We start from the raw sequence: 23,464 nt of genomic DNA, 5'->3' as shown, positions 1-23,464 counted from the left end.
TTCATAATTAATGTAGGAATGGGTTGTTGAGATGAAAAGAAAAAGGACAAGAGCATGATTAGCTCTTGTCCCTTTACTATTTTTATTTTTTCGGCGGTGTAAGTATTTCTTTAATGCCTTTAACATTTTTACTAACTGTTGTATGGTATACACCATTCGCCCAATCATCCATTTGGTCACTATACCATTTGCTTCCGATATTACCAGATTGACCTGGTCCTACAATATTCTCTGATTTACTTAAATCCGAGAAGTCGACAACAGTTCTCCAAGCTGCTCCATGATCAACAATTCCATTTTCATCATATCCAGCAGCTTTTACAGTTGTGGAACTTCCTCCAACTGGAATTGGATCTTTTGCATTGAAGAAGTAGCTAAGTACTTTAATACTCGATAGCGGGTGCTCAAATGCAACCTGATGATGATCACCCCAACTCCATTTCGCTACATCTTTCCCATCTTCCTTACTAATATTTTTAATCGTTCGTTTATAAGTATCTAATAACAGTTGATCAATTCCGCCTTTTTCATCAATCCAAATAACTTTTTTTCCACTTAGACTGTTACGTAATAATTGATCCACCACTACTTTTCGATCACCAAATAAATCCATCATTTCTGTTGATATTTGGTTATTAAATAAAGAGTTATTTATTTCTGTCATCCACCTTTGGAAAATCAGTGGAGATGCCTCTGCTTTGTCATCTTTAAAATTCCATTTTTCAAGTTCATTTAACGCGTCTTTTTCAACGCTTGTTAATTTCCCTTCATTCTTTTTAATTGACTGTATAAATTTAGGGGTATGTTCCTTAGCTTGTAAGTTCATTTCATCCATTTGAAGGTTTTTCATATCCTTCGGCGTTAGTTTATCGCTTTGACTTAAAACTTCTCTAATACGCAATTGTCGATATGGTTGCGCCCAAGAATGAGATATATGATATGGATAAGAATCATCGATAACTTTATTATTAGCAGTTGATATGAACCCTTCCTTTGGATTGACTAAAGTAGGAAGATCTTCATATGATATATAACTTTTCCACCCATAGTCACTAGTCCACCCTGGTACAGGCATTAATCCATCGCCTTTTTTACGAATTGGTATTTTACCATTTGCTCGATAAGCAATAGTCCCATCATCGGCAGCAAATACAAAGTTTTGCGCAGGAGCTTCAAATAATGCTAATCCTTCTTTAAATGAATTCCAATCTTTAGCGACATCAAATTTAAGTACAGCTTCTAATTCTCTTGTAGGCTGTAGAGCGGTCCATTGTAACGAAAAGACTGTATCCTTTCCTGCTTCACTCGCAAACTCTGAAATTACTGGACCGTGTCGTGTAATCATAACTGGTAACACTTTACTTTTTTTGCCTTTTATTTTGATTGTTTCATTAACAACTTTAGCTTTTTCCCACTTTCCGTCATATAAAAACTCATCTGATTTATTTGGATTTCTTTTTTCGATATACAAATCTTGAACATCTGGGCCTACATTTGTTACACCCCATGCTACATGATCATTATGACCAACAATGATTCCCGGAACACCAGCGAAAATTACGCCTTTAACATTCATCTGTTTCGATTTCAAATGCGTTTCATACCAAATTGAAGGTGTTGCCAATCCTAAATGCGGATCATCAGCTAATAATGGTTTTCCAGACTTCGTTTTCTTACCACTAACTACCCAGTCATTACTTCCATTCCATACAGGTGGGATAATTGCACTTGCAAAGCTTTTTTCAACATCGACCTTAGAGGTAGTTTTCGGAATAATATAAGGATCTAGGTCATTATCTGCAGGGAATAATTCTAATGCTTTTTCTTTTGAAAATTTATTCATCGCATAATAACGAAATGCTTGTTCATTCCAATGCCCACCTAAGTCAAAAGCCATATATTTACCAATTGCTAATGAATCAATCGCAGTCCATTTAGTAGGCTTATATTGTAAGATTTTAAATTCTACAGGTAATTTATGATTTTCAGTTGCATATTTTATATATTCATTTACCCCTTCTGCATACCAATTTAATACATCTTTTGCATCTTTTGAATATGAGCTTAGTGAATCCTCTGCTGCTCTTCTTAATCCTAAAGTACGGAAATACGAGTCACGATCAACAGTTGCATCTCCTATTACTTCACTTAATTGTCCAGAAGCTTGTCTTCTACTTAAATCCATTTGAAACAATCGATCCTGAGCTGTTACAAAACCTTGGGAAACATATAAATCATGCAAATTCTTCGCATTAATATGGGGTACTCCTTTTTCGTCACGAATAACTGAAACTTTATTATTTAAATTTTCGATTACTAGATTACCTTTTATATTTGGTAAAGATTTTTTAGTTAAATATAAACCAGTTCCGGATAGCAATAAAACAATTGCGATTAAGATAGTTGAAGTAATTTTAACCCATTTTGGTAAACGCTTTCGTTTTTTCTCAACTTCAATAGTAGTGCTCATTTTTTCCCTCCTACTTAACTGCAATTAACATTTATACTGTTATATTAATTCTGCAAGACTTTATACATTCCTTCTTATTGTGAATGCGTTATAATACAATTAATTAACATAAAAAGGAGTGATTGGATATGTCATTAATTACTTGGTTCGAAAAAGGCATGACGTTTAAAGATTATGTTGAGGCAATGAAAGTTAATAAAGTTGAGCTTCAAACAATCTATAATGAAGTAACTATCCCAGAAGAAACACAACAAAAGCTTGTCCAGCTTCAAGATAAAAGCTGGAAAGTCGTTGTATTAACTGCAGATTGGTGTGGGGATGCACTTCTTAATGTTCCAGTTATCGAAAAAATGATGGAAATCGCACATATTGAAACACGTTTCTTAATTCGTGACGAAAACCTTGAATTAATGGATCAATATTTAACAAATGGTAAATCACGTTCAATTCCAATTTTTGTTTTTATGGATGAAGAAGGAAATGAAGTAAAAGTGTGGGGGCCACGAGCTGCAGAAATCGAATCCCTAGTAATGGAATTAAAAAAAGATTTCCCAGACAAGGAAGACCCTAATTTCCAAGAAAAACAAGCTGCGTTCTTTAAAAAGATGCGCGAAAACTTTGTAGGTAATAAAGACCTTTGGAACATTGTAATTCAAAGTGTGGAAGACAGACTTTTTAATTAGTCTCTTTTTTAAAAGATTGTTATTTTTATAATCGATTCATTAAAGCAAATTGTTGAGATAGAAAATGATTGGAACGCAAGGTGCGAGGCTCTTGTGGGAGATGCGTGACAGGTGATATATCAAGCAGGCGTGATTGCGCTAAATGAGGCTCAGCATCCGCCCCACAAAAAGCAATCATCCTGAAGATGACATCACAAGTCTCTATGTTACAAACTTTTATTAAAACTATAATCCCTAGAATAGAGACTTAAATCGATATTCTAGGGTTTTTACTATTCATAAAACGGCTCGGTATATATTCAATAGTTGCTGGTCGAAGAAATATGTTAAAAAGGTAGAAAATGCAATAAATGGTCCAAATGGAATTGGATCATTTTTTTTAATTTGGTTTGTCAATCTTAAAAACGCTCCAATAATGGTACCGGCTATACATGAAGTCATAAATAAGATGAAAATTGATGGATATGGAAAGACAAAAGCTAATAAACTCAATAGCTTTACATCGCCTCCTCCTATTCCTCCTTTAGTAACAATCGAAAATATGAATAATAGAAGAAACAGACAAAACATACAAATAACGGAGCTGATAATAGAAGCTTTAAAAAATAATAGTTTATTGAAACTTAAAAATATAAAAAATAGTAATAGAATCTTATTTGGAATTAGCATATAGGCGAGATCTGAAACGACAATAATCATTAAAAGTGATATTAATAGAAAAGCTTGGATTAAATCACTTATATGATTCAATCGATAGAAGGCAATTAGAAACAAACAACCGGTGAGGAACTCAATAATAGGGTAAATAATGCGGATCTTAAAGTGGCAATTCCTACATTTTCCTTTTTGGAATACAAATGAAAATATCGGAATCAATTCGATGAATGTTAATTCTTTGCAACACAAAGTACAATGTGATCTTGGCTTAATAATTGATTTTCCAATTGGAACCCTCAATCCTACAACGTTATAGAATGAACCAAAAATTGAACCAACAAGAAAAATTATAATGAACTGGAGCATCATCCTCATTCCTTTTATCATTCTATTAAACTAAAAAAGACAACCTTGTCCTGCCGATAAGCAAAATAAGTTGTCTTTATTTTAAATGAAAAAATTAATAAACGCTACCCGAACCAGCAAATTTATTTTTCCAATATGAATTTGATAGACTTACTACTGCTACACCTTTACTAGAAGTAGCTGAAATAAATTTATTTTCACCTACAAATATACCAACATGACTAATGCCTTTTTTATATGTATTTTTAAAGAATACTAGATCTCCAGGTACTGGCTTCTTAATAATTGTACTAACACTGTACATTGACGCTGCAGTTCGAGGTAATTTAGTACCTACTTTATTGTAGACATAACCAACATATCCTGAACAATCAAAACCTTTAGTAGTTGTACCTCCGAACCTATATGGAACACCAGTATATTGTTTTGCGATTGAAGTTACTTGTGTTTTTTTAGAAAATGGATCGTATTCTAATTGGGCACTATTAGACGTGCCGTATTGTTTATTTACTTTATCAAGTGTTGTTCCAAAAAGAGCTACTGAAGTCTGGTCATTTAAGATACCATTTACATTAAGCTTTTTCGCTTTTTGAAAATTAATAACTGCAGCCTCTACATCTTTTCCAAAATATTCAGTAGGGTTTCCATTATAGTAACCTTGTTGCTTTAGTTTAAGTTGTAATTGCATAACTACTTTCCCTGACATGCCTACCTTAATTTCGGTTGAAGATGCTGCAAGAGAATCTTTTGCAAAAAACATCATACTTATTAAACATACTAAAGCGATTACAAGTTGCCTATTCATTGGTGTCTCCCCCTTTATTATTAAATTTAGTCTATCAAACTATGATTTCAAAAACCATTACAGGAATGTTACAAATTGTCGAAAAACTTGTAACAGACTAATATAATGTAAATTTTTGGCAAAATATGCGTATAAAAAATAATCTGACTAAACTAGCCAGATTTTGCCACCCTGTTTTTACTAATGTTTAATTGAACAAACCGAATATATTAGAGGTGTTTTTCTTAAATCGTCGAATGATTCCACCTTAAAGAGAATTTTTGAGTCGTGGGGTTTTATAGGATAGGAGGAGAATAGATCCATTGAAAAAATCTGTGAACACTTTAATTGCACTCTTAATCTTAATTTTCTTACCTATATTCTTCTATCTCACTGTCTTATCCCAATCTAGTACTGTAGGATTACTAATTGTATTACTAGTTGACATCACTTTACTCCTACTAATCATTTTGAGTTTATTCGGTATGATAAAAGGAAAAATTCGTCTATTAAAAATAAGAACTCGTTTAAACTCTTTGTTGCTGTTTTTCATATCAATCGTTTTTCTTTTATATGTAAGTACACTCGGTATTCTGAGTATCCTATTCGAAATTCAGCCGAAAAAAGGGATTCCGAGTCTACAAGAAAGTATGTTTGCTATATCTAATCTTTTTATTCCACTACCTTACCGGGAAGGTCTTCTTACTGAAAAATTTAATGGGCTTACTTTTATTTACCCAAAAGGTGAAGAAAAGTCTGTTCTTATCATTAAAAATAATTATTTAAATACAAAAGAAAAACTAGACGAATTATATGGAAAAGATTTTTCTACTAGATTAACTATTATGATTTATGACCATGATAGCGAATTCAATTCATATGCGCCTATGAAACAGTTAAGAGGATTCTATTTATCTACTAACGAATCCATACATTTAGAAAGTAGTAAACTCCTTGGTTCATATGAATACCTTGATGTTTTTGTTCATGAATACACTCACTTCCGAACTGAACAGTTTATCAATCAGCATCACATTCCAAAAACTCACCTGCCAACATGGTTTAATGAGGGAATTTCTCAGGTTGAACAATATTCCAATACATATATAGATATTGAACTGCCAAAAGTAATTGATTTTACTAATATCGATCGAAATGATAAATTTCATATGGCAAGAACGAACGGGTATGATCCTTATCTCCAAAGTTACTTTGCCGTAAATGAACTCGTTACCCAGCACGGTATGAAGGTTATTCCAAATATCCTTCTTGTAGCAAAAAAAAGGGATTTCTACGACGCGTTTCAAAAGGTTACGGGGACTAGAATCGAAAAATTTCAAACTACATTTTTAAATCGAAAAGAGAAAATAAATACATTATTTGACCAAGCAGATGAAGCTAAAATCAAGAAACACTACACTAAAGCAGAATCATCCTATCTAGAAATTGCTAAGTTGAATTCTTCTTCTATCATCGGAAATAAAAGTTTATCTTCTCTCTATTTAAAAGAAGGTCAATTTGATAAAGCAATGGAAGAGTTGCAAAAAATGGAAGAAAAAGGATTCATCGATTATACGATGATGTCTGAATTGTACCTACTAACTAACCCCGTCAAAGCATTGAAGTATGCTGAGATGAACGAAGAAGCAATTCGTTTAAATACTGGAAATTATTTTCCTAAATCAAATTATATTATTGCACTTCAAAAAATTACTTCTACCACCAATCCTGTTAGTGGATATAAGCAGTTATATAATGAGCACTTAATTAGCTATAAAATAATTCAAACAGCTCTGTTAAAAAAAATTAAACAGCTTTATCCAAATGACGAAAGTATACAAAATTTAAGTATATAATTAAGGTTCAATTAATTTTCAACTAAAAAAACGACTGCCTACACTGTAGACAGTCGTCTTTATTTGTTCTGTTATATTAAACGATAAACTCTTGCTTCAAATGGACTGAATTCCATTTTATCAACTAGTTTTTCTACCGGTACATCGATGTTTGATAAACATAGTTCAGCATTCAATTTCGTCAATTCTTTCGGTAATTCGAAAAATTGACTTTCTGTAGATAAATTCGAAATTATTAAGAATGTTCCATTTTCATCTTTTCGAGTATAAGCATAAACTGGTTCACTCTTTACATCTACTAATTCATATGGCGCATACACCAACGATTTATTTGCTTTACGTAGGTTAATCATTTTTTTGTAATATGCAAGAATCGAATTTCCGTCAACTTCTTGATTCTCTACATTAATATCTTTAAAGTTCTCGTTTGTTTTAATCCATGGTGTACCACTTGTAAATCCAGCATTTTCTTGACTATTCCATTGCATAGGAGTACGTGCATTATCTCGACCATTTTTCCAAAGAATGTTTAAAATCTCTTGTTCAGATGCTCCATTCTCCTTCATAATATCGTACATATTCTTTGCGTTCACATCATTATAATCATCAATGGATTTGAAGTGGACATTTGTCATGCCGATTTCCTGCCCTTGATAAATAAATGGAGTGCCCTTCATGAAAAAGTACATCGTGGCAATCGATTTCGCTGATATCTCCCAAATGCTACTATCGTCATTTCCTAACGTGCTAACTGCCCTTGGAATATCATGATTTTCTATAAATAATGCATTCCATCCATGTCCCTCTAGACCATTTTGCCATTTGGTTAACACTTCTTTTAAATCTGCAATTGATGTAGCTGAATCATCTGTTTTTCTCCATAAATCCATGCTTTCAAATTGAAAAATCATATTAAATTTCCCATTTTCCTCACCGACCCATAGATCAGCATCGCCAACTTTTACGCCATTTGCTTCACCGACAGTCATAATGTCGTACTTAGCAAAAGTTTCACTTTTTAGTTCATCTAAGTATTCATGAATTCCTTCTTGGTTCATATGCATATCAAAACACGAAACATACTTTTCATCATTAGGATTCGGCATGTCTGGTAAACCAGGTCTTTTCTTAATATGACTAATGGCATCAACTCTAAATCCATCAATTCCTTTGTCTAACCACCAATTAATCATGTCATATACTTTTTGTCTAACTTCTTTATTTTCCCAATTTAAATCTGGTTGTCTTCTTGAAAATAAGTGTAAAAAATATTCATTCGTTGTCTCATCAAATTCCCAGGCTGAGCCTCCAAAAATACTCTCCCAATTATTAGGTTCTTTCCCTTCCTCTGTTCCTTCTCTCCAAATATAAAAATCCCTAAAAGGATTGTCTTTAGACTTTTTCGACTCAAGGAACCAAGGATGTTCATCACTTGTATGATTAACTACTAAGTCTAAAATCAACTTCATTCCGCGTACATGCACAGCTTCCAGTAACTCATCAAAATCCGCCATTGTTCCAAACTCTTCCATAATATCCTGATAATCACCATTTGAATCCATAAAACTTCGTGGATAGATTTGATAAGCAACTGCTTCCTTCCACCAATTCTCATTTGTCATGATATATCTCCTCCAAAAATACGCATTAAAACGGTTTCATTATTATAATTTACTTACCTTAATTATTAAAAATTATATAAAACTTGCTCAAAAAACTGCAATCGGTTGCACTATTCTATCTTAACATTCAAATCTCCTCCAAAAATACGCATTAAAACGGTTTCATTATTATAATTTACTTACCTTAATTATTAAAAATTATATGAAGGTTGTTTTTTAACCTTCGTTGAACTTTGGCTTATGACCTCGAGGGGCTAGTCGCTGGAACTAGACACTCAGAAAAGTGGAAGCGACTTGTTCAGCCCCGACAAGCATAAGACGAAGTTAAATGAAGGTTGTTTTTTAACCTTCGTTGAACTTTGGCTTATGACCTCGAGGGGCTAGTCGCTGGAACTAGACACTCAGAAAAGTGGAAGGCGTTCGCCCAGCTGCGACAAGCATAAGGCAGGGACTCTAAAAGGTTGTCTTTTTAACCTTTTATGGTCATTGACTTATGACCTCGAGCAGCTAACGCCTGGAGCTAGACAGTAGGAAAAGCGGAAGGCGTTTGTTCAGCTGCGACAAGCATAAGGCAGGGACTGTAAAAGGTTGTCTTTTTAACCTTTTATGGTCATTGACTTATGACCTCGAGCAGCTAACGCCTGGAGCTAGACAGTAAGAAAAGCGGAAGGCGTTTGTTCAGCTGCGACAAGCATAAGGCAGGGACTGTAAAAGGTTGTCTTTTTAACCTTTTATGGTCATTGACTTATGACCTCGAGCAGCTAACGTCTGGAGCTAGACAGTAAGAATGTTCATTCAAATGATGGCTCACGACTTCCTTCACAACGAACGCATGACCCACTACACTAGATCAATAAAAAAAGTGATTTATGAAAAGAATTAATCCTTTTTCACAAATCACTAGTTACTTTTTATTGTTCTATTTTCTTTACTTCTTTCACTTTTGCAGATGGGTGAATTTGAACATCTTCTGTATATTCAACTAGATCGATTTTACATTTTTGCCCGATTGTTACAGCATCACCTCTAACTATACTTGCTGTAGTATAATCTATTTTTATTGCACTAGCCTCAATTACGTCAGTTTTAAAATTTGTTCGTCCATTAAATATTTTTGTAAATAATTTTGAAAAAATATTACTTTCATCAAAGCGACTAATTTCTATTGTTTCCCCACCAATTTCAGGTATATAACTAAATCCGCTATGTGTAATTTTTACATTCTCCGCATTTAATAACCCATTCATTGACAGGTGACCCTTTGCATTAAATACCTCGCATTCAGAACCTTTTTCAGCCGAAAGTGATCCTCTGACAGAAATTACTTCGGCTTTAACTGAACCGGTGGTTTTCATTGATCCAGATATATTAATACTTTTAACAATTAGGTCATTTTTTGTTTTAAAACTACCGCTAATATTTACGTCTCCACCAGTAACTTTTCCGTCTACATATAAGGAACCACTAACACTCATTTTTTGAGTATCAATTTCACTTAAGCATTTTCCACTTCCGCTACAGTTAAAATATTCAGTTTCTACATTACCAGTAAATTTTGCAGAACCACTTACTTTAACTTCACGACAGATAATATCACCAAGGATTCGACCGCTGCCGCTTATTCTAACGTCATCATATTTACCAGCCGGGATCGTACCCGAACCACTTATGATCGCATCCTGTCTTGCTTGCACGTTTACCATAACTTCTCCTCCACTTAAATTATTTTATCGACTTATTTAAATAACTAGAAAGAGCAACATTAATTAAAATAGCGTCTTTTTGATCAACAAATGTTTCATGCTGTTTACCAATAACCCAAGAACCAACACCAAATTTACGAATATAAATGACAACCGCTTCATCTAAGTTAATTTGTTGTTTATGAGTTTCAACTAATATTAAAAACTGCTTAACTTCTTCAATCGTTACACTACCTTTTAAAAGCCAGTCGTTTACAAAAAGTAATGAACATAATTGGACAATACCCAATTGCTCTAATTTAGCGCTTGGAAAAAGTGATTGATATATTTGTAAAACTTGCTTAGGAATTTGCTCCAAAGATAAGGTAACATGCCCACCATCAGAAACTGTCTCTTCATTAATTGAAAACACTCTCGCAATATCATCTAATGATTGATCATCCTTTAATTCTTTTATTCTTTCGATCCGCTCTAATATTCGCTGTTTAGGAAAAAAAGTCTCCTGACCAGTAAAACTTGATTTTTTCATAAACCAATCTTCAGGAATGATGTTTTTTCTTTTCCATCGATAAAGTTGTCCGTACGATATGCCTGTAAGTTGTAGTAAATCTTTTTTCGAAATTAAATCTTCACTCATATGACATTCCTCCTACGAAGAGTATAACAAAACAATGTTTTGTTGTAAAGTATTCATCTAAGACATCTTTTGACACTAAAGTTAGATTATATTTTAGGACAAACGAAACAACGTAACAATGTTTTAAACAAAGGAAAAAAACTCAAATTCCATAATTAATAGAAATTTGAGTCCAAATTTGTTTGATTAAATTAAATCTACATCTTCTTTTTCAACAATTAGGCTAACCTGATGTTTTTTAAGATCTACTTTTCTCTCTTCGATAAACGTAACACCTTCATCAAGTAAAAGCTGTTTTTGACGCAAAAAACCGTCATCATCTTGAAAGCCAATTTCACCTTTTGAGTTGATAACTCTAAACCAAGGTAAATGATATTTTTCGGTCATGGAATGTAATATTCTAACTACTTGTCTTGCACCCCTAGGACTTCCAGCTAATCTAGCAATTTGGCCGTATGTCATTACTTTACCTGGAGGTATATTTTTAATTATTTCGATCGCTCTACTTGTAAAAGATTCCATTTTATTCCTCTTCTATCTATGTGACTTTATTAAATTGATTTAAGGATATTTTACCATAATGTCAACAATCTATATTTTCTTAAAACAGTGTCAGAATCTATTATTTTGAATAAACTATTTAATAGATTACAAATTTTAATTTAAGGAGGTAGATAAATTATTGAATGCGAATTTTTTAATCGCTTTACGTGAAGGTCTTGAAGTATCTTTAGTTATTGGATTTTTACTCATTTCTTTAGTTCAAAACAAGAAACAGCATTTAATTAAGACCGTTTTATTTGGAACTTTATTCGGTATAATATTTAGTATTTTAGCTGGAATCATTCTATTCATTACATTTGGTGGATTAGAGAATACAGTTAAAGAATATATAGAAGGCGGAATTCAATTAGTAGCTGCGATATTAATATTCTATTTTATAGTTTGGTTAAGCAGTCAAAGCAATCATGATATTTCAGAGCAACTGAAATCAGAAATTCGATTTAAAGATAATTCTATTTCATTATTTTTAATGGCTAGTATATTTGTAATTCGCGAAGGATTAGAGCTTGTCTTATTTGTTTTATCAAACTCCGATACTCATTCGACTAGAAGTATACTTTCAATATTCCTTGGTATCATTGCTGCGATTGCGATCACATATGCTCTTATTAAAACTACTACTAATTTAAATATAAAATTCATTTTCACTTTGTTAGGAATCCTCTTAATCTTTTTTGGTGGTAAAGTATTTACTGAAGGTCTTTTCCAATTGATTGATGCTCCATCAATATTCGAAAACATTGCATTTTATGGATATGTAATCTTTTCACTTCTTGTACTATTTAAAAAAAATTTAATTTCATTTTCCCATAGAAACAATTAACCTTTTTCCTAATTCGAAGGCTGTTCTTAATTGAACAGCTTTTTTATTTAATCACATTTCTGTATAGTTTTTCACATTCATACTATAATATTTTTATAAGGTAAAGAAAGGTCGGTTGCAATGAAGATTACGATTACAGATGATGCAATAAACTGGTTTGAAAATGAAATGAATGTAAAGGCTGGCGATACTGTCCGTTTTTTTGCTCGTTATGGAGGAAACAGTACTATTCATACCGGTTACTCTCTAGGTGTTACTAAAGAAAAACCTATTGATATTGGTGAATCTACAACGATAAATAATGTTGTATATTTTATTAATGAAACGGATTTATGGTATTTTAAAGATTATAATTTAAATGTTACATTAAATGAAATGAACGAATTACAGTTCGGTTATGATCCTAAATAAAAAATTAGTGAGTTTGAGTATCTCAAGCTCACTAATTTTTTTATTTTATTTTAATACTTACACGACCTTTTGCTCTACTAGCATTAACATAATGGAGTGCTTTTTTTCGTTTCTTTGAGATTAAATCTTTTTTCCCCAATCAATAGATGATTTATATAATTAGTAACCATATTGAAAGGCTAAGAAGTGTAAAAAACAATACAGGAATTGTAAGTATTATTCCGTGCTTAAAATACATACCCCAACTAACATTAACTCCTTTTTTCTTTAATATGTGCATCCAAATTAAGGTGGCTAATGAACCGATTGGGGTAATTTTCGGACCTAAATCAGATCCAATAACATTTGAAAAAATTAATCCTTCTTTTACTATATTTCCAACATTTGCGTGTTCAATTGAAAGTGCTCCAATCATTACTGCAGGTAGATTGTTTAATAGGGAAGAAAGAAATGCAGAATAATAACCCATACCTATTATACTTACGATAAAACCAAATTTTGAAGTCCACTCAATAAGTGATGCAAATAAATTTGTAAGACCTGCATTTTGTAAACCATAAACAACTACGTACAAACCAATTGAAAAAAAGACAATTGCCCAAGGTGATTCTTTTATTACTATAGCCAGTTTGACATGTTCACTTCTTTTCGCAAGAATAACAAAGACTATTGCAGTGATTCCAGCAACTATTGATACTGGTAAATCCAAAAGTTCACAACTAAAATATCCTAAAAATAAGATAAATAAGATAAACCAAGAAATTTTAAACAACTTCTTATCCTTTATTACTTCAGCTGCGCTAGGTAATTCATCAACATCATACTTTTTAATAATCTGTTTGCGATAAAAAATAAAAAGAATCAAGCAACTAGCAAAAAAACTGGCAATAGTAGGTATGATCATAGCTACTGTATATTGAGTAAATGATATGGAAAAATAATCAGCCGATATAATATTTACCAGATTACTGACAACAAACGGTAGAGACGTAGAGTCAGCAATAAAACCACAAGCCATAATAAATGGCAAAATATAGGACTCTTCTAATTTTAATTGACGAAGGATTGATAGTACAATCGGTGTCAAAATAAGTACAGTACCATCATTTGTAAAAGTTGCCGATACGAATGCACCAAGGCATAAAAGATAGAAGAATAGTCTTTTCCCACTACCCTTTGCAAGTTTTGTAATTTTCAAGGCACACCATTCAAAATATCCAATTTGATCTAATATTAATGAAATAATAATAATAGCAATTAGTGTAAGTGTTGCATTCCATGTAATATTCACCACGGTCATAACATCACTTAAATTAACAATGTTTAATACAAGTGCGATAATTGCTCCTCCGCATGCAAACCACCCAATTGATATTCCCTTTGGTTGAATTACAATACAGGACAATGTAATTAAAAATAACGGTAATGCAAAAGCCATATCCTATTCTCCAATCAACATAAATCGTACATTCCAATATTATTTATACCATAACTTAAGTAAGAGAAATACAAAAAGAGTGCCTTACAATTAAGTAAGACACTCATTCATTTTACTCTTCTATTTTTTTCTTCTTACTTACTAGTTGATAAATAACTGGAATGATAATTAACGTTAAGAATGTTGAAGTTGTTAATCCACCGATTACAGTAACAGCTAGTCCTTTTGAAATTAATCCAGATGTTGAATTTGAAACCGCCATTGGTACTAATGCAAGTATCGTTGCTAAAGCTGTCATAAGAATTGGACGTAATCGAGTTTTAGATGCCTCTATTAATGCATCTGTCACTTCTAATCCATTTCGACGATTATGCTCAACTCGATCTAATAATACGACTGCATTTGTAACAACGATTCCAATTAACATTAGCAATCCAATCATTGCACTCATTGATAATGTTTGCTTTCCAATAAATAATGCTAGGAAAGCCCCAACTGGTACAAATATCAACGATGTTAAAATAACGAATGGTGTTCTTAAACCGCCAAATGTCATGCTCATGATAAGGAATACTAATCCGACAGCAACTACCATCGCTATTCCTAAACTACTGAATCCATCTGTAATCATATCTAATCCGCCACCGATTTTCATATCGACGCTGCTAGGTAATTTTAATTTATTTAGTTGATCTGTTACATCTTTTGTTACAGCTGCAGTGTCTTTGCCTTTTACAGTTCCACTAATAGATGCATACATTTTTCCATCCTCATGATTGATTGAAACTGGAGCATCTTTTTGTGAAATTGTCACATAGTCTTTTATTTCTTTAGGACCTGCTGCAGTCATGATTTTAATTTTTTCAATATCTTCTTTAGAACTTGCCTTTACTTCATATCCAACAGAAAGTTTTTGCGATTCGCCGTTTAAATCGTAATTTCCGATTTCAACATCATTAATTTTTTCATTAATCGCTCCCATTACTTGGAACATTGAAATATTCTCGTCTAAAGCTTTATCGTTTAAAGTAATTTCCCATTTTGGTTGGACATCTTTTAAGTTATTTGAAACATTTTTCAAACGATTATCATCATTTAATTCTTTTTCAATTTTTGATGCCGCTTCTTTTAATTCACTAAAGTTAGCTGAGTATAAGCTAACATCAATATTATTACCTGTTGGTGGCCCATTTTGTGAAAGCTCTTGAGCAGTAATTTTTGTTCCTTTTACTTTTGAATCAACAATTGATGGGACTTCTTTATTGATTTGTGAAAGTGCTTTATCCATTTTATTTCCATTTTTCAAGTTAAGTTGGAATACGGCTTTATTTTTACCGCCATCCATATTCATAACAAAATCACGTTTGCCACCCACTGTAGCTTGAACACTATCAATCAAGTCTGAATCTGCAAAATAATTTTCCATTTCTTTCGCAACTTCATTTGATTGAACAACTGTACTATTCGATGGAAGAGTAGCTGTAACTTGTATTGTCTTATTTACACTACCAGGTAAGAATGAAAAACCAAGTAAAGGAATCATTGATAATGATCCACCTAATAATACAATCGATAATACTAGTACAATCCATTTACGCTTTAATGCTGTACGTAATAATTTTTCATAGTTTCTCATAAAACGTGTATTAGTTTTATGCTCTTTTAATGGCTTCGTTAAGAATTTAGCTCCTAATGTCGGAATTAAAATAATCGCAACGATTAGTGAAGTTAAAATTGATACAACTACTGAAATTGCAAATGGTCTAAAGAATTCTCCAATAATTCCACTTACAAAAGCAAGAGGTAAAAATACTACAACTGTTGCAAATGTTGAAGATGCAACTGCTCCAATTACTTCTTTTGTTGCTTGTAGAGCCAATTCTTTTCTCGTATATTGATTCGATTTTTGCTGTTTCCATCTATAAATATTTTCAATTACAACGATACTATCATCTACAATACGTCCAATAGCTACTACTAGACCACCTAAAGTCATGATGTTTAATGTGTAGCCCATTGAATTTAAAACAGAAATTGTAGCGAAAATAGATATAGGTAAAGATAAAATTGAAATGAATGTTGCTCTAATGTTACGTAAGAATAGTAGAATAACAACAACAGTGAACAACGCACCAAGAAGTCCTTCTTTAATTAATGAACTTACGGATTTCTCAATTTCTTTACCGTTATCCATGATGATATGTGTTTCAATGTGATGATTCTTTTTAAAATCTTTAATTTCCTTTTTAACATCAGTTGCTACATCTGCAGTATTTGAATCTTGTGTTTGTGATACTGATAAAATGTAGCTTTCTTTCCCGTTAAAACGTGAAATTTGCTCTTGGACAGATACTACTTTTACGTCGGCAATATCGGCAACCGTAATATTCTTCGGTTTAACTGCTTGAACTTGTTGATCTGCGTTAGCTTGTTGACCTTGAGTCATACTGCCCATTTGTGCACTTTGAGATGCTGTACTTGAAAGAACTGTTTTTTCAATCTGTTTGACAGATTGTAGGCTTCCTTTCATACGAACGGATACTGTTTTCCCATTATTTTCTACAGTTCCTAATGGAATGGCGTAATCTTGGCCTTGTACTGCTGTCTTAATTGAATCTAATGTAATACCGTATTGTTCAGCTTTTTTATTATCTACAGTAATTTGAATTTCGTCTTCTTTTGTGCCTTGAAGACTTACTTCACTTACTCCATTTATTTTTTTTATTTGAGGAATTAGATCCTTTTCAATTGAATCTTGTAAATTTTCAACTTGTCCATTATTTACTATCGCCACTTGATAAATTGGTGCAGAGTCGATCGCAATTCGCTGAATTGTAGCATCAGCTTTTTCAGGTAAGTCAGTTTTATTAATCACACTATCAACATCTTTTTCAATTTTATCCATATCTGTTCCGAATGGATAAATTAAAAAGATTGAAGCCATGTTCTCACTAGAAGAACTTGTTAACTGATCATAATTCTCTAATTTCATTAAACCTGCTTCAATAGGTTTAGTGACCTTTTCTTCTATATCCTCAGATGATGCACCTGGATATACTACTTGAACTGCTACTGCAGGAAATGAAACATCAGGAAATGTTTCAATTTGGATTTTTTGTGCGGAGTATATTCCTCCTATTAAAACAAGAACACTTAATATAATTACTGATATCGTGTTCTTTAAACTTAATTTTGTTAAGCCCGAAAACATATTATTTCCCCTTTCAATACCTTCCAATTTCATGTGAATAGTTTATCAAACGTTTATGAACAGAATATGAACATAATAAGTACATTTTTTGAACATCTTATTCTGTTCAATTTCTCAAGCATGTTTACGATATAGTTTTTGGTAACTTTACAGTAAAACTAGTACCTTGTCCCACTTTACTTTCAACAACAACTTCACCATTATGCATTTCTACTATTTTTTGAACGATAGATAAACCTAATCCAGTTCCTTTTTTATTTCTAGATCGATCTGCTTGATAAAATCGCTCAAAGATTCGATCTATATTTTCTTCACTAATCCCCTCACCATTATCACTTACAATGACTTGTAACTCTTGAGATTGATCGATTATATCTACTTTAATGATGCCATTTAGATCAGAATACTTAATTGCGTTTTGTAGAAGATTAATCCAGACCTGCTCGAGTAATAAATGATCAGCAGTGATTTCGGTTTGAGGTAAATTTAACACTAATTGAATCTTCTTTTTTTCCCAATGGGGTTCTAACGCTAATATTATTTTTCTAATTTGTTCATCTAATTTATATAGTGATATTTGGAATGGATGTTGTTCAGAATCAAGTGATGCTAATTTAAGTAGTCTCTCACTCAATATAGATAGTCTTTCACTTTCTGCCTCAATAATTGTAAGATAGTGCTCTCTTTTTTCCTCATTTAATTCTTTGTTTCTTAAAACCTTTGTAAATCCTTTAATGGACGTTAACGGTGACTGTATCTCATGCGATACATTTGAAACGAATTCACTTCGCATTTCTTCTAATTTACTTAATTTATGAATCATTAAATTGAAGTGAGTTGCGAGGAATCCAATTTCATCCTTTCGTTTCGTTTTGACTTGGACATCGTAATTTCCAGTAGCTAATTCTTTTGTCGCTCTAGTTAATTCCTTTACTGGTTTTACGAGCAATTTTGCTACAAATAAAAATGTAATTGAACCAGTTATCAAAGTAATAAGTAAACTAAAAAATAAGATGCGAGGCATTTTAAAGAATCCTCTATCAAAATTTGGCTGAATAAATAAAGCGTATTTCTCCCCATTTTTTTCAAATGGTAAACCCACAACATAATGATGTTGTTGATCTGATTTTTTATCTTTAAGATCCGTAGGATATTTTTTCCCGCTTAATACAGTAGCCACATTTTTTTCTTTAATTTTATAATTTAACGGTGCGTTGTTATTAATGACAACTTTATTTGATTCATCATAAATTGTAATATTATAGTTTTTACTAAGAATGTTAAGTGTAGTTGCAGTTTGCTTCGAGTCACTATTTAAATAAAGCGAAATAAAGTTACTCCCTACTTCATTTAAATCATTCTCCACTTCTGTAATGACATTTTTAATAAAATATTTTGAAGCAATAAAAAAAGTAAAGACTAAACTTAATAAAATGACAGAAATAAAAATAAGTACTAATTTTGTATAAATGCTTTTCATATTCGGTTTTCCTCAAGCTTATAACCAAGCCCTCTGACTGTCACAATTTCAACAGTGGCTTTTAATTCTCTCAATCTTTCACGAACTCTTTTAATATGAACGTCAACAGTTCGCTCATCGCCTTCGTAATCAAGTCCCCAAATCTGTTCAATTAAATCGTTTCTTGTAAAAATCCTTCCAATTTGACTTGCTAGTTTAAATAGTAGTTCAAATTCTTTTAAAGGTAGCATGATCGATTGATTACTAACAGAAATTTCATATTTTATTTGGTTTATCGTTAAATTTCCAACTATAATATTTTTATCAGTTAATAATTGAAACCTTCTTAAAAGGGCTTTTACCCGAGCAACGATTTCTAATGGATCAAATGGCTTCACTACATAATCATCAACTCCGAGATCAAATCCCTTTAATTTATCTTGTGATTCACCTTTTGCAGTTACCATTAGAACTGGTATATCAAAATATTTTTTTAATTCTCTTGTAAATTCATAACCATCTATTCCTGGCATCATGACATCAACGACTGCTATTTGTATATTATTTGTTTCCAGCAATATCAATGCCTCTTCGCCGTTTTCAGCCTCTATTACTGTATAACCTTCAGCACTTAAAAAAATTGAGATTAGCTCTCTTATATGTGCATCATCATCGACAAGTAGTACTTTTACATGATTCAAACTTTCCACCTACTTATTTCCATTAACATATTTTAATAAACAAATTATATAAGTTCATTATGAACTAAATATGAATAAAGAAATCAAAATTGGATTCCATTCTCTTTTTTGAACTGCACACTATTCAATGAAATCTATCCTTATTTTTTCTTATTATAATGAAGGTTTCATTAAACCTACTTGTCATTGAAAATTGCTAAGTTATTACAAAAATAAGGATGGAAATAGCCTTAATGTATAAGATTTCATTAAATTAATTCATCCCAAAATACCACAATACTAAAATTCATAAGCTAAGTTTATATTCTTCTTGTTAAAGAGTGGAATAATATGGAATACTATTAATAGGTGCATTACTATGAAAATCTTTTTGATTATAAACTTCAGGAGTGACTCATGAATAAGATTCAGTTAAGTAAAGTAGGTTTGTTTAAGCTTTTTTTTATTTCGATATTACTTGTCGCATTTATATTTGTAGGTAAAAACGTACTTTTGAACTTCGATTTTAGAATGTTCTTTAATTATATGAAGTCACTGACTATGTTTGAGTATTTTACTATTTTCGCATTAGGAATTGTAGCAGTTTCACCAATGTTTCTTTATGACTTCGTTCTCACTAGACTTTTAAAATTAGATTTTAGTTTTAAAAAAATAATTGTTATAGCCTGGTTGGCAAATACTACCTCGAACTTAATCGGACTTGGTGGCGTCGCTGGCACGACAATTAGAACATTATTTTATCGTAAAGATCGTACCGCACCTGAAATTGTAAAAGCCGTTAGTAGTGTAACAATCTTCCTCCTTTCAGGATTATCAATTTTAAGTTTATTTTTGTTTACTGGAATATTTGATTTATCTTTCTTAAATGAATATAAATCTTTGTATATTGCAATCATTATTGCTATTTGTTATTTCCCAATCATGTTCGTTGTTGTTTATATGAAACGTAATTTCTTCTCTGAAGAATTTTCAGCAAAATTTATGATTTCATTAGTCATCATTTCATTATTTGAATGGACATTTATCTTATTGTTCATATACTTTATCTGTTTATTTTTACATGTTGATATTTCTCTGATTGAGGTTTTACCAGTATTTTTAGTAGCATCAGTTGCTGCAATCATTAGTATGATACCAGGAGGCCTTGGTTCTTTCGATTTCATATTTCTATTAGGGTTTACATACTTCGGAATCGATAAGGAAACAACGTTGCTAATTTTACTAATTTATCGTTTCAGTTATTTCTTTTTCCCATTTGCATGTGGAATAGTATTGGCGCTTAAATTACTTTGGAATCATTTAAATCAATCGTTTAATAACATACCAAATCAAATTTCTACTTACCTAAGCCATAAAGCACTTACAATTCTTGTCTTCCTTTCTGGAGTTATATTACTTGTTTCTGCAGCTGTTCCTAGTATGCTTTTAAGAATCAGTATTTTAAAAGTCATATTGTCATCAGCAATTATTAATATCTCTCACTTATTGTCAGTTACGGCAGGTTTTACTTTACTCGGCCTTTCTAGGGGAATTGACTATAAAGTAAAAAGAGCATGGTATATTACACTTTTCATGTTAATTGTCGGTGCGATTACAACGTATTCGAAGGGATTAGATTATGAAGAAGCGTTATTCGTTTTAGGAGTAGCTTTTGTATTATTTATTGCTAAAAAGCAATTCTATCGGGAAAGTTTTGTATTAACCTGGGGAAAACTTATTGTTGATAATTTTATTCTATTTTTCTTTTTAGGTAGTTATTTATTGATTGCATATGTCAATCTCCCTACAACAAATTTGCGATTCCCAGCTAAATATTTACCTTACATCTTAGCTAATTCAAGGGACATTGTCGTTAGCGCGGTTCTCGGATTTGCTGCAGCATTATTTTTCTTTTATATCGCATTTTTTAAAGTTAAAGTAAAACAATTTAATTTTATTAAAACAAAAAGTGAAGAAGAAAAAATTAGAGAACATCTTTTAAAATACGGTGGTACAGAGCTCTCTCACTTAATTTTTTTACATGATAAATATTTATTTTGGGCACAAGATGAAACAGTATTATTTATTTTCCAGCCGTATGCAGATAAGCTTGTTATTTTAGGTGACCCAGTTGGTGAAGCATCACGAATTCATCCTGCTATTGAAGAATTATTAATTTATGCAGACCGTTTTGGCTATACACTTGTTTTTTATCAGGTTCATTCAGACTCATTACCATACTTACACGAGAATGGATTTGATTTTTTCAAATTAGGCGAAGAAGGATTTGCAGATAGTTCATCATTTAGTTTATCTGGTAAACGTCAAAAATCACTACGGGCACTTTATAACAAATTTGTACGAGAAGAATTTAGATTTGAAATCATCGAACCTCCATTTTCTTCCGAATTTTTTAAGGACCTAAGAGACTTGTCTACTGAATGGCTAAATGGACGAAAAGAAAAAGGTTTCTCGCTTGGCTATTTTTATGAGGACTACATTCAATTAGCACCTGTAGCTATTATTAAAAATAATCAAAATGAAATGATTGCATTTGTATCGATCATGCCTAGTTATAATGAACATACTATTTCTATTGATTTGATGCGTCAAAAAAAGAGTGCACCAAAAGGAACAATGGATTTCATGTTTGTTAATCTAATTGAATGGTCGAAAATTAAAGGATACAAAAACTTTAATGTAGGAATGTCTCCGCTAGCAAATGTTGGACAATCAAAGTATTCTTTTACTAGCGAAAAAATTGCAGCCCAGATTTATGAATATGGCCAATTCTTATATCATTTCCAAGGATTAAGGAGCTTCAAAGAGAAATATGTTAATAAGTGGAGACCTAAATTCCTCGCATATCATAAGAAAACATCGTTACCAATAACGATGTTACAAATAACTACACTCATTTCAAAATCAAAAAAAGATTAATTTTAAGAGCCAATTTATGTGATTTGCACATTAGTTGGCTTTTTTTGTTAAAAATAAAAAAAACTTCATACTTGCAAAAAAATATATTTTAAATTATGATTGTGTCATATTAAATTGTGCACAATTAATATTAAAGGATGTTGGTAAAATTGAATACAGAAAATAAACTATTACTTGAAAATCAATTATGCTTTTCAATTTATGCATGTTCACGTGAAATCACTAAGCTATATCGCCCTATACTAGAGAAGTTTGGGCTAACATATCCACAATATCTTGTCTTACTTTCACTATGGGAGCAGGATAGTCAATCAGTTAAAGAGTTAGGTGATAAGCTATTTTTAGATTCCGGTACACTTACTCCTATGCTAAAACGTATGGAGTCTACTGGTTTAATTTTTCGAAAACGTGATTCGAATGATGAAAGAAAAGTTTTTATCTCACTAACTGAAGATGGTAAAAATTTAAAAGCAGAAGCTTATTGCATTCCAGAACAATTTTTTACCGAAAGTAATGCTACTTATGATGAGTTTTTGTCCTTATTAAATCAAACGAAATCACTATTGCAGAAAATTCATACTGCAAATGAAAATAAAAAATAAAAAAATAAAAGGGGAAATTTAAAATGAAAAAATTATATACAGCTACAGCAACTGCAACAGGTGGACGTGACGGAAGAGTCATCTCTTCGGATGATTTTATTAACTTAGCACTAAAACCACCAGTTGAATTAGGCGGACCAGGAGGAGCAACAAATCCAGAACAACTATTTGCAGCTGGTTATTCTGCTTGCTTTGACAGTGCATTAAATTTAGTTGCACGTCAGAAAAAAATTAAATTAGAGTCTACTAACGTAACGGCAAATGTTACAATCGGAAAAGATCCAGTAGATGGTGGATTTAAATTAGCTGCTCAGCTTGACGTTAAAGTGCAAGGTGTACCTACTGAAGTGGCTGTAGAACTAGTAAAAGCGGCACATGGTGTATGTCCATATTCTAAAGTAACAAGAGGAAATATGGATGTTCAATTAAGAGTAATTTCGTAATAAATAAAAGGCTCTTTTCTAAAAGATTGTTGTTTCTAAAAAGGTTTTTAATACAAACTGTAAATTTAGAAGATGATGAACGGATATGCGAGACTCCTGTGGGAGTAGCAGGACA

At 31.9% G+C, this 23,464-nt stretch carries 18 protein-coding genes; 7 read left to right on the top strand and 11 right to left on the bottom strand.

Features of this window, described 5'->3' with window-relative positions; translation table 11 throughout:
• Nucleotides 1–82: 82 nt before the first annotated feature.
• Complete coding sequence (locus B7R65_RS08180; RefSeq protein WP_088042279.1) at nucleotides 83–2,470, bottom strand: penicillin acylase family protein; 2,388 nt, start codon at nucleotides 2,468–2,470, stop codon at nucleotides 83–85.
• Nucleotides 2,471–2,598: 128 nt separating this feature from the next.
• Here B7R65_RS08180 and B7R65_RS08175 point away from each other — a divergent pair, with 128 nt between their 5' ends.
• Nucleotides 2,599–3,153 carry a thioredoxin family protein gene (locus tag B7R65_RS08175; RefSeq protein ID WP_088042278.1) on the top strand — a complete coding sequence of 185 codons (555 nt, stop codon included), beginning with the start codon at nucleotides 2,599–2,601 and terminating at the stop codon, nucleotides 3,151–3,153.
• A 276-nt stretch (nucleotides 3,154–3,429) separates the two neighbouring features.
• On the opposite strand, the gene B7R65_RS08170 is transcribed toward B7R65_RS08175, so the two are convergent.
• Both B7R65_RS08170 and B7R65_RS08165 read right to left on the bottom strand, forming a co-directional pair.
• The gene (locus tag B7R65_RS08170; protein WP_179194812.1) at nucleotides 3,430–4,176 is read right to left on the bottom strand and encodes a prepilin peptidase; all 747 of its coding nucleotides are present in this window, start codon (nucleotides 4,174–4,176) and stop codon (nucleotides 3,430–3,432) included.
• A 94-nt stretch (nucleotides 4,177–4,270) separates the two neighbouring features.
• Nucleotides 4,271–4,981: a C40 family peptidase gene (locus B7R65_RS08165; protein WP_088042276.1), complete on the bottom strand. Its 711-nt coding sequence runs from the start codon at nucleotides 4,979–4,981 to the stop codon at nucleotides 4,271–4,273.
• Nucleotides 4,982–5,283: 302 nt separating this feature from the next.
• Between B7R65_RS08165 and B7R65_RS08160 the strand changes: the two genes are divergently transcribed.
• Nucleotides 5,284–6,816 (top strand): gluzincin family metallopeptidase, encoded by a 1,533-nt coding sequence (locus B7R65_RS08160; RefSeq protein WP_088042275.1) that lies wholly within the window; start codon nucleotides 5,284–5,286, stop codon nucleotides 6,814–6,816.
• Between the two features lie 71 nt (nucleotides 6,817–6,887).
• Here the strand turns inward: B7R65_RS08160 and B7R65_RS08155 are convergent, their stop codons facing one another.
• The 4 genes from B7R65_RS08155 to B7R65_RS08140 form a co-directional block, all read right to left on the bottom strand.
• A complete protein-coding gene (locus B7R65_RS08155; RefSeq protein WP_088042274.1) occupies nucleotides 6,888–8,438 on the bottom strand; it encodes a glycoside hydrolase family 13 protein in 1,551 nt (516 codons plus the stop codon).
• A gap of 911 nt (nucleotides 8,439–9,349) precedes the next feature.
• Nucleotides 9,350–10,141: a polymer-forming cytoskeletal protein gene (locus B7R65_RS08150; protein WP_088042273.1), complete on the bottom strand. Its 792-nt coding sequence runs from the start codon at nucleotides 10,139–10,141 to the stop codon at nucleotides 9,350–9,352.
• 19 nt (nucleotides 10,142–10,160) lie between these two features.
• On the bottom strand, nucleotides 10,161–10,778 hold the full coding sequence (locus tag B7R65_RS08145) for a DUF4004 family protein (RefSeq protein WP_088042272.1): 618 nt from the start codon (nucleotides 10,776–10,778) through the stop codon (nucleotides 10,161–10,163).
• 186 nt (nucleotides 10,779–10,964) lie between these two features.
• Complete coding sequence (locus B7R65_RS08140; protein WP_088042271.1) at nucleotides 10,965–11,300, bottom strand: MGMT family protein; 336 nt, start codon at nucleotides 11,298–11,300, stop codon at nucleotides 10,965–10,967.
• Between the two features lie 160 nt (nucleotides 11,301–11,460).
• Here B7R65_RS08140 and B7R65_RS08135 point away from each other — a divergent pair, with 160 nt between their 5' ends.
• Nucleotides 11,461–12,165 (top strand): FTR1 family protein, encoded by a 705-nt coding sequence (locus B7R65_RS08135; RefSeq protein ID WP_088042270.1) that lies wholly within the window; start codon nucleotides 11,461–11,463, stop codon nucleotides 12,163–12,165.
• 120 nt (nucleotides 12,166–12,285) lie between these two features.
• Nucleotides 12,286–12,576: a HesB/YadR/YfhF family protein gene (locus B7R65_RS08130; protein ID WP_088042269.1), complete on the top strand. Its 291-nt coding sequence runs from the start codon at nucleotides 12,286–12,288 to the stop codon at nucleotides 12,574–12,576.
• A gap of 151 nt (nucleotides 12,577–12,727) precedes the next feature.
• On the opposite strand, the gene B7R65_RS08125 is transcribed toward B7R65_RS08130, so the two are convergent.
• From B7R65_RS08125 to B7R65_RS08110, 4 genes are all read right to left on the bottom strand, one after another.
• Entirely contained in the window at nucleotides 12,728–14,014 is a 1,287-nt protein-coding gene (locus B7R65_RS08125) for an arsenic transporter (RefSeq protein WP_088042268.1), read from the bottom strand.
• Between the two features lie 112 nt (nucleotides 14,015–14,126).
• Entirely contained in the window at nucleotides 14,127–17,225 is a 3,099-nt protein-coding gene (locus tag B7R65_RS08120) for an efflux RND transporter permease subunit (RefSeq protein ID WP_179194811.1), read from the bottom strand.
• Nucleotides 17,226–17,349: 124 nt separating this feature from the next.
• Nucleotides 17,350–18,705: a HAMP domain-containing sensor histidine kinase gene (locus B7R65_RS08115; RefSeq protein ID WP_088042266.1), complete on the bottom strand. Its 1,356-nt coding sequence runs from the start codon at nucleotides 18,703–18,705 to the stop codon at nucleotides 17,350–17,352.
• On the bottom strand, nucleotides 18,702–19,385 hold the full coding sequence (locus B7R65_RS08110; protein ID WP_088042265.1) for a response regulator transcription factor: 684 nt from the start codon (nucleotides 19,383–19,385) through the stop codon (nucleotides 18,702–18,704). Before B7R65_RS08110 ends, B7R65_RS08115 begins: the two co-directional genes overlap by 4 nt.
• 396 nt (nucleotides 19,386–19,781) lie before the next feature.
• On the opposite strand from B7R65_RS08110, the gene mprF reads away from it, so the two are divergent.
• The 3 genes from mprF to B7R65_RS08095 all read left to right on the top strand — a co-directional run bounded on the left by mprF (nucleotide 19,782) and on the right by B7R65_RS08095 (nucleotide 23,349).
• Nucleotides 19,782–22,304, top strand: coding sequence for a bifunctional lysylphosphatidylglycerol flippase/synthetase MprF (gene mprF / locus B7R65_RS08105; protein WP_088042264.1), 2,523 nt, complete (start codon nucleotides 19,782–19,784; stop codon nucleotides 22,302–22,304).
• A 137-nt stretch (nucleotides 22,305–22,441) separates the two neighbouring features.
• Nucleotides 22,442–22,906, top strand: coding sequence for a MarR family transcriptional regulator (locus B7R65_RS08100; RefSeq protein WP_142288220.1), 465 nt, complete (start codon nucleotides 22,442–22,444; stop codon nucleotides 22,904–22,906).
• Between the two features lie 23 nt (nucleotides 22,907–22,929).
• A complete protein-coding gene (locus tag B7R65_RS08095) occupies nucleotides 22,930–23,349 on the top strand; it encodes an organic hydroperoxide resistance protein (RefSeq protein ID WP_088042262.1) in 420 nt (139 codons plus the stop codon).
• Nucleotides 23,350–23,464: the final 115 nt, after the last annotated feature.

Source organism: Bacillus sp. EAC, from assembly GCF_002156875.1.
Classification (GTDB): Bacteria; Bacillota; Bacilli; order Bacillales; family Bacillaceae_G; genus Gottfriedia.
This window is presented reverse-complemented; position numbering and strand designations above follow the sequence as displayed.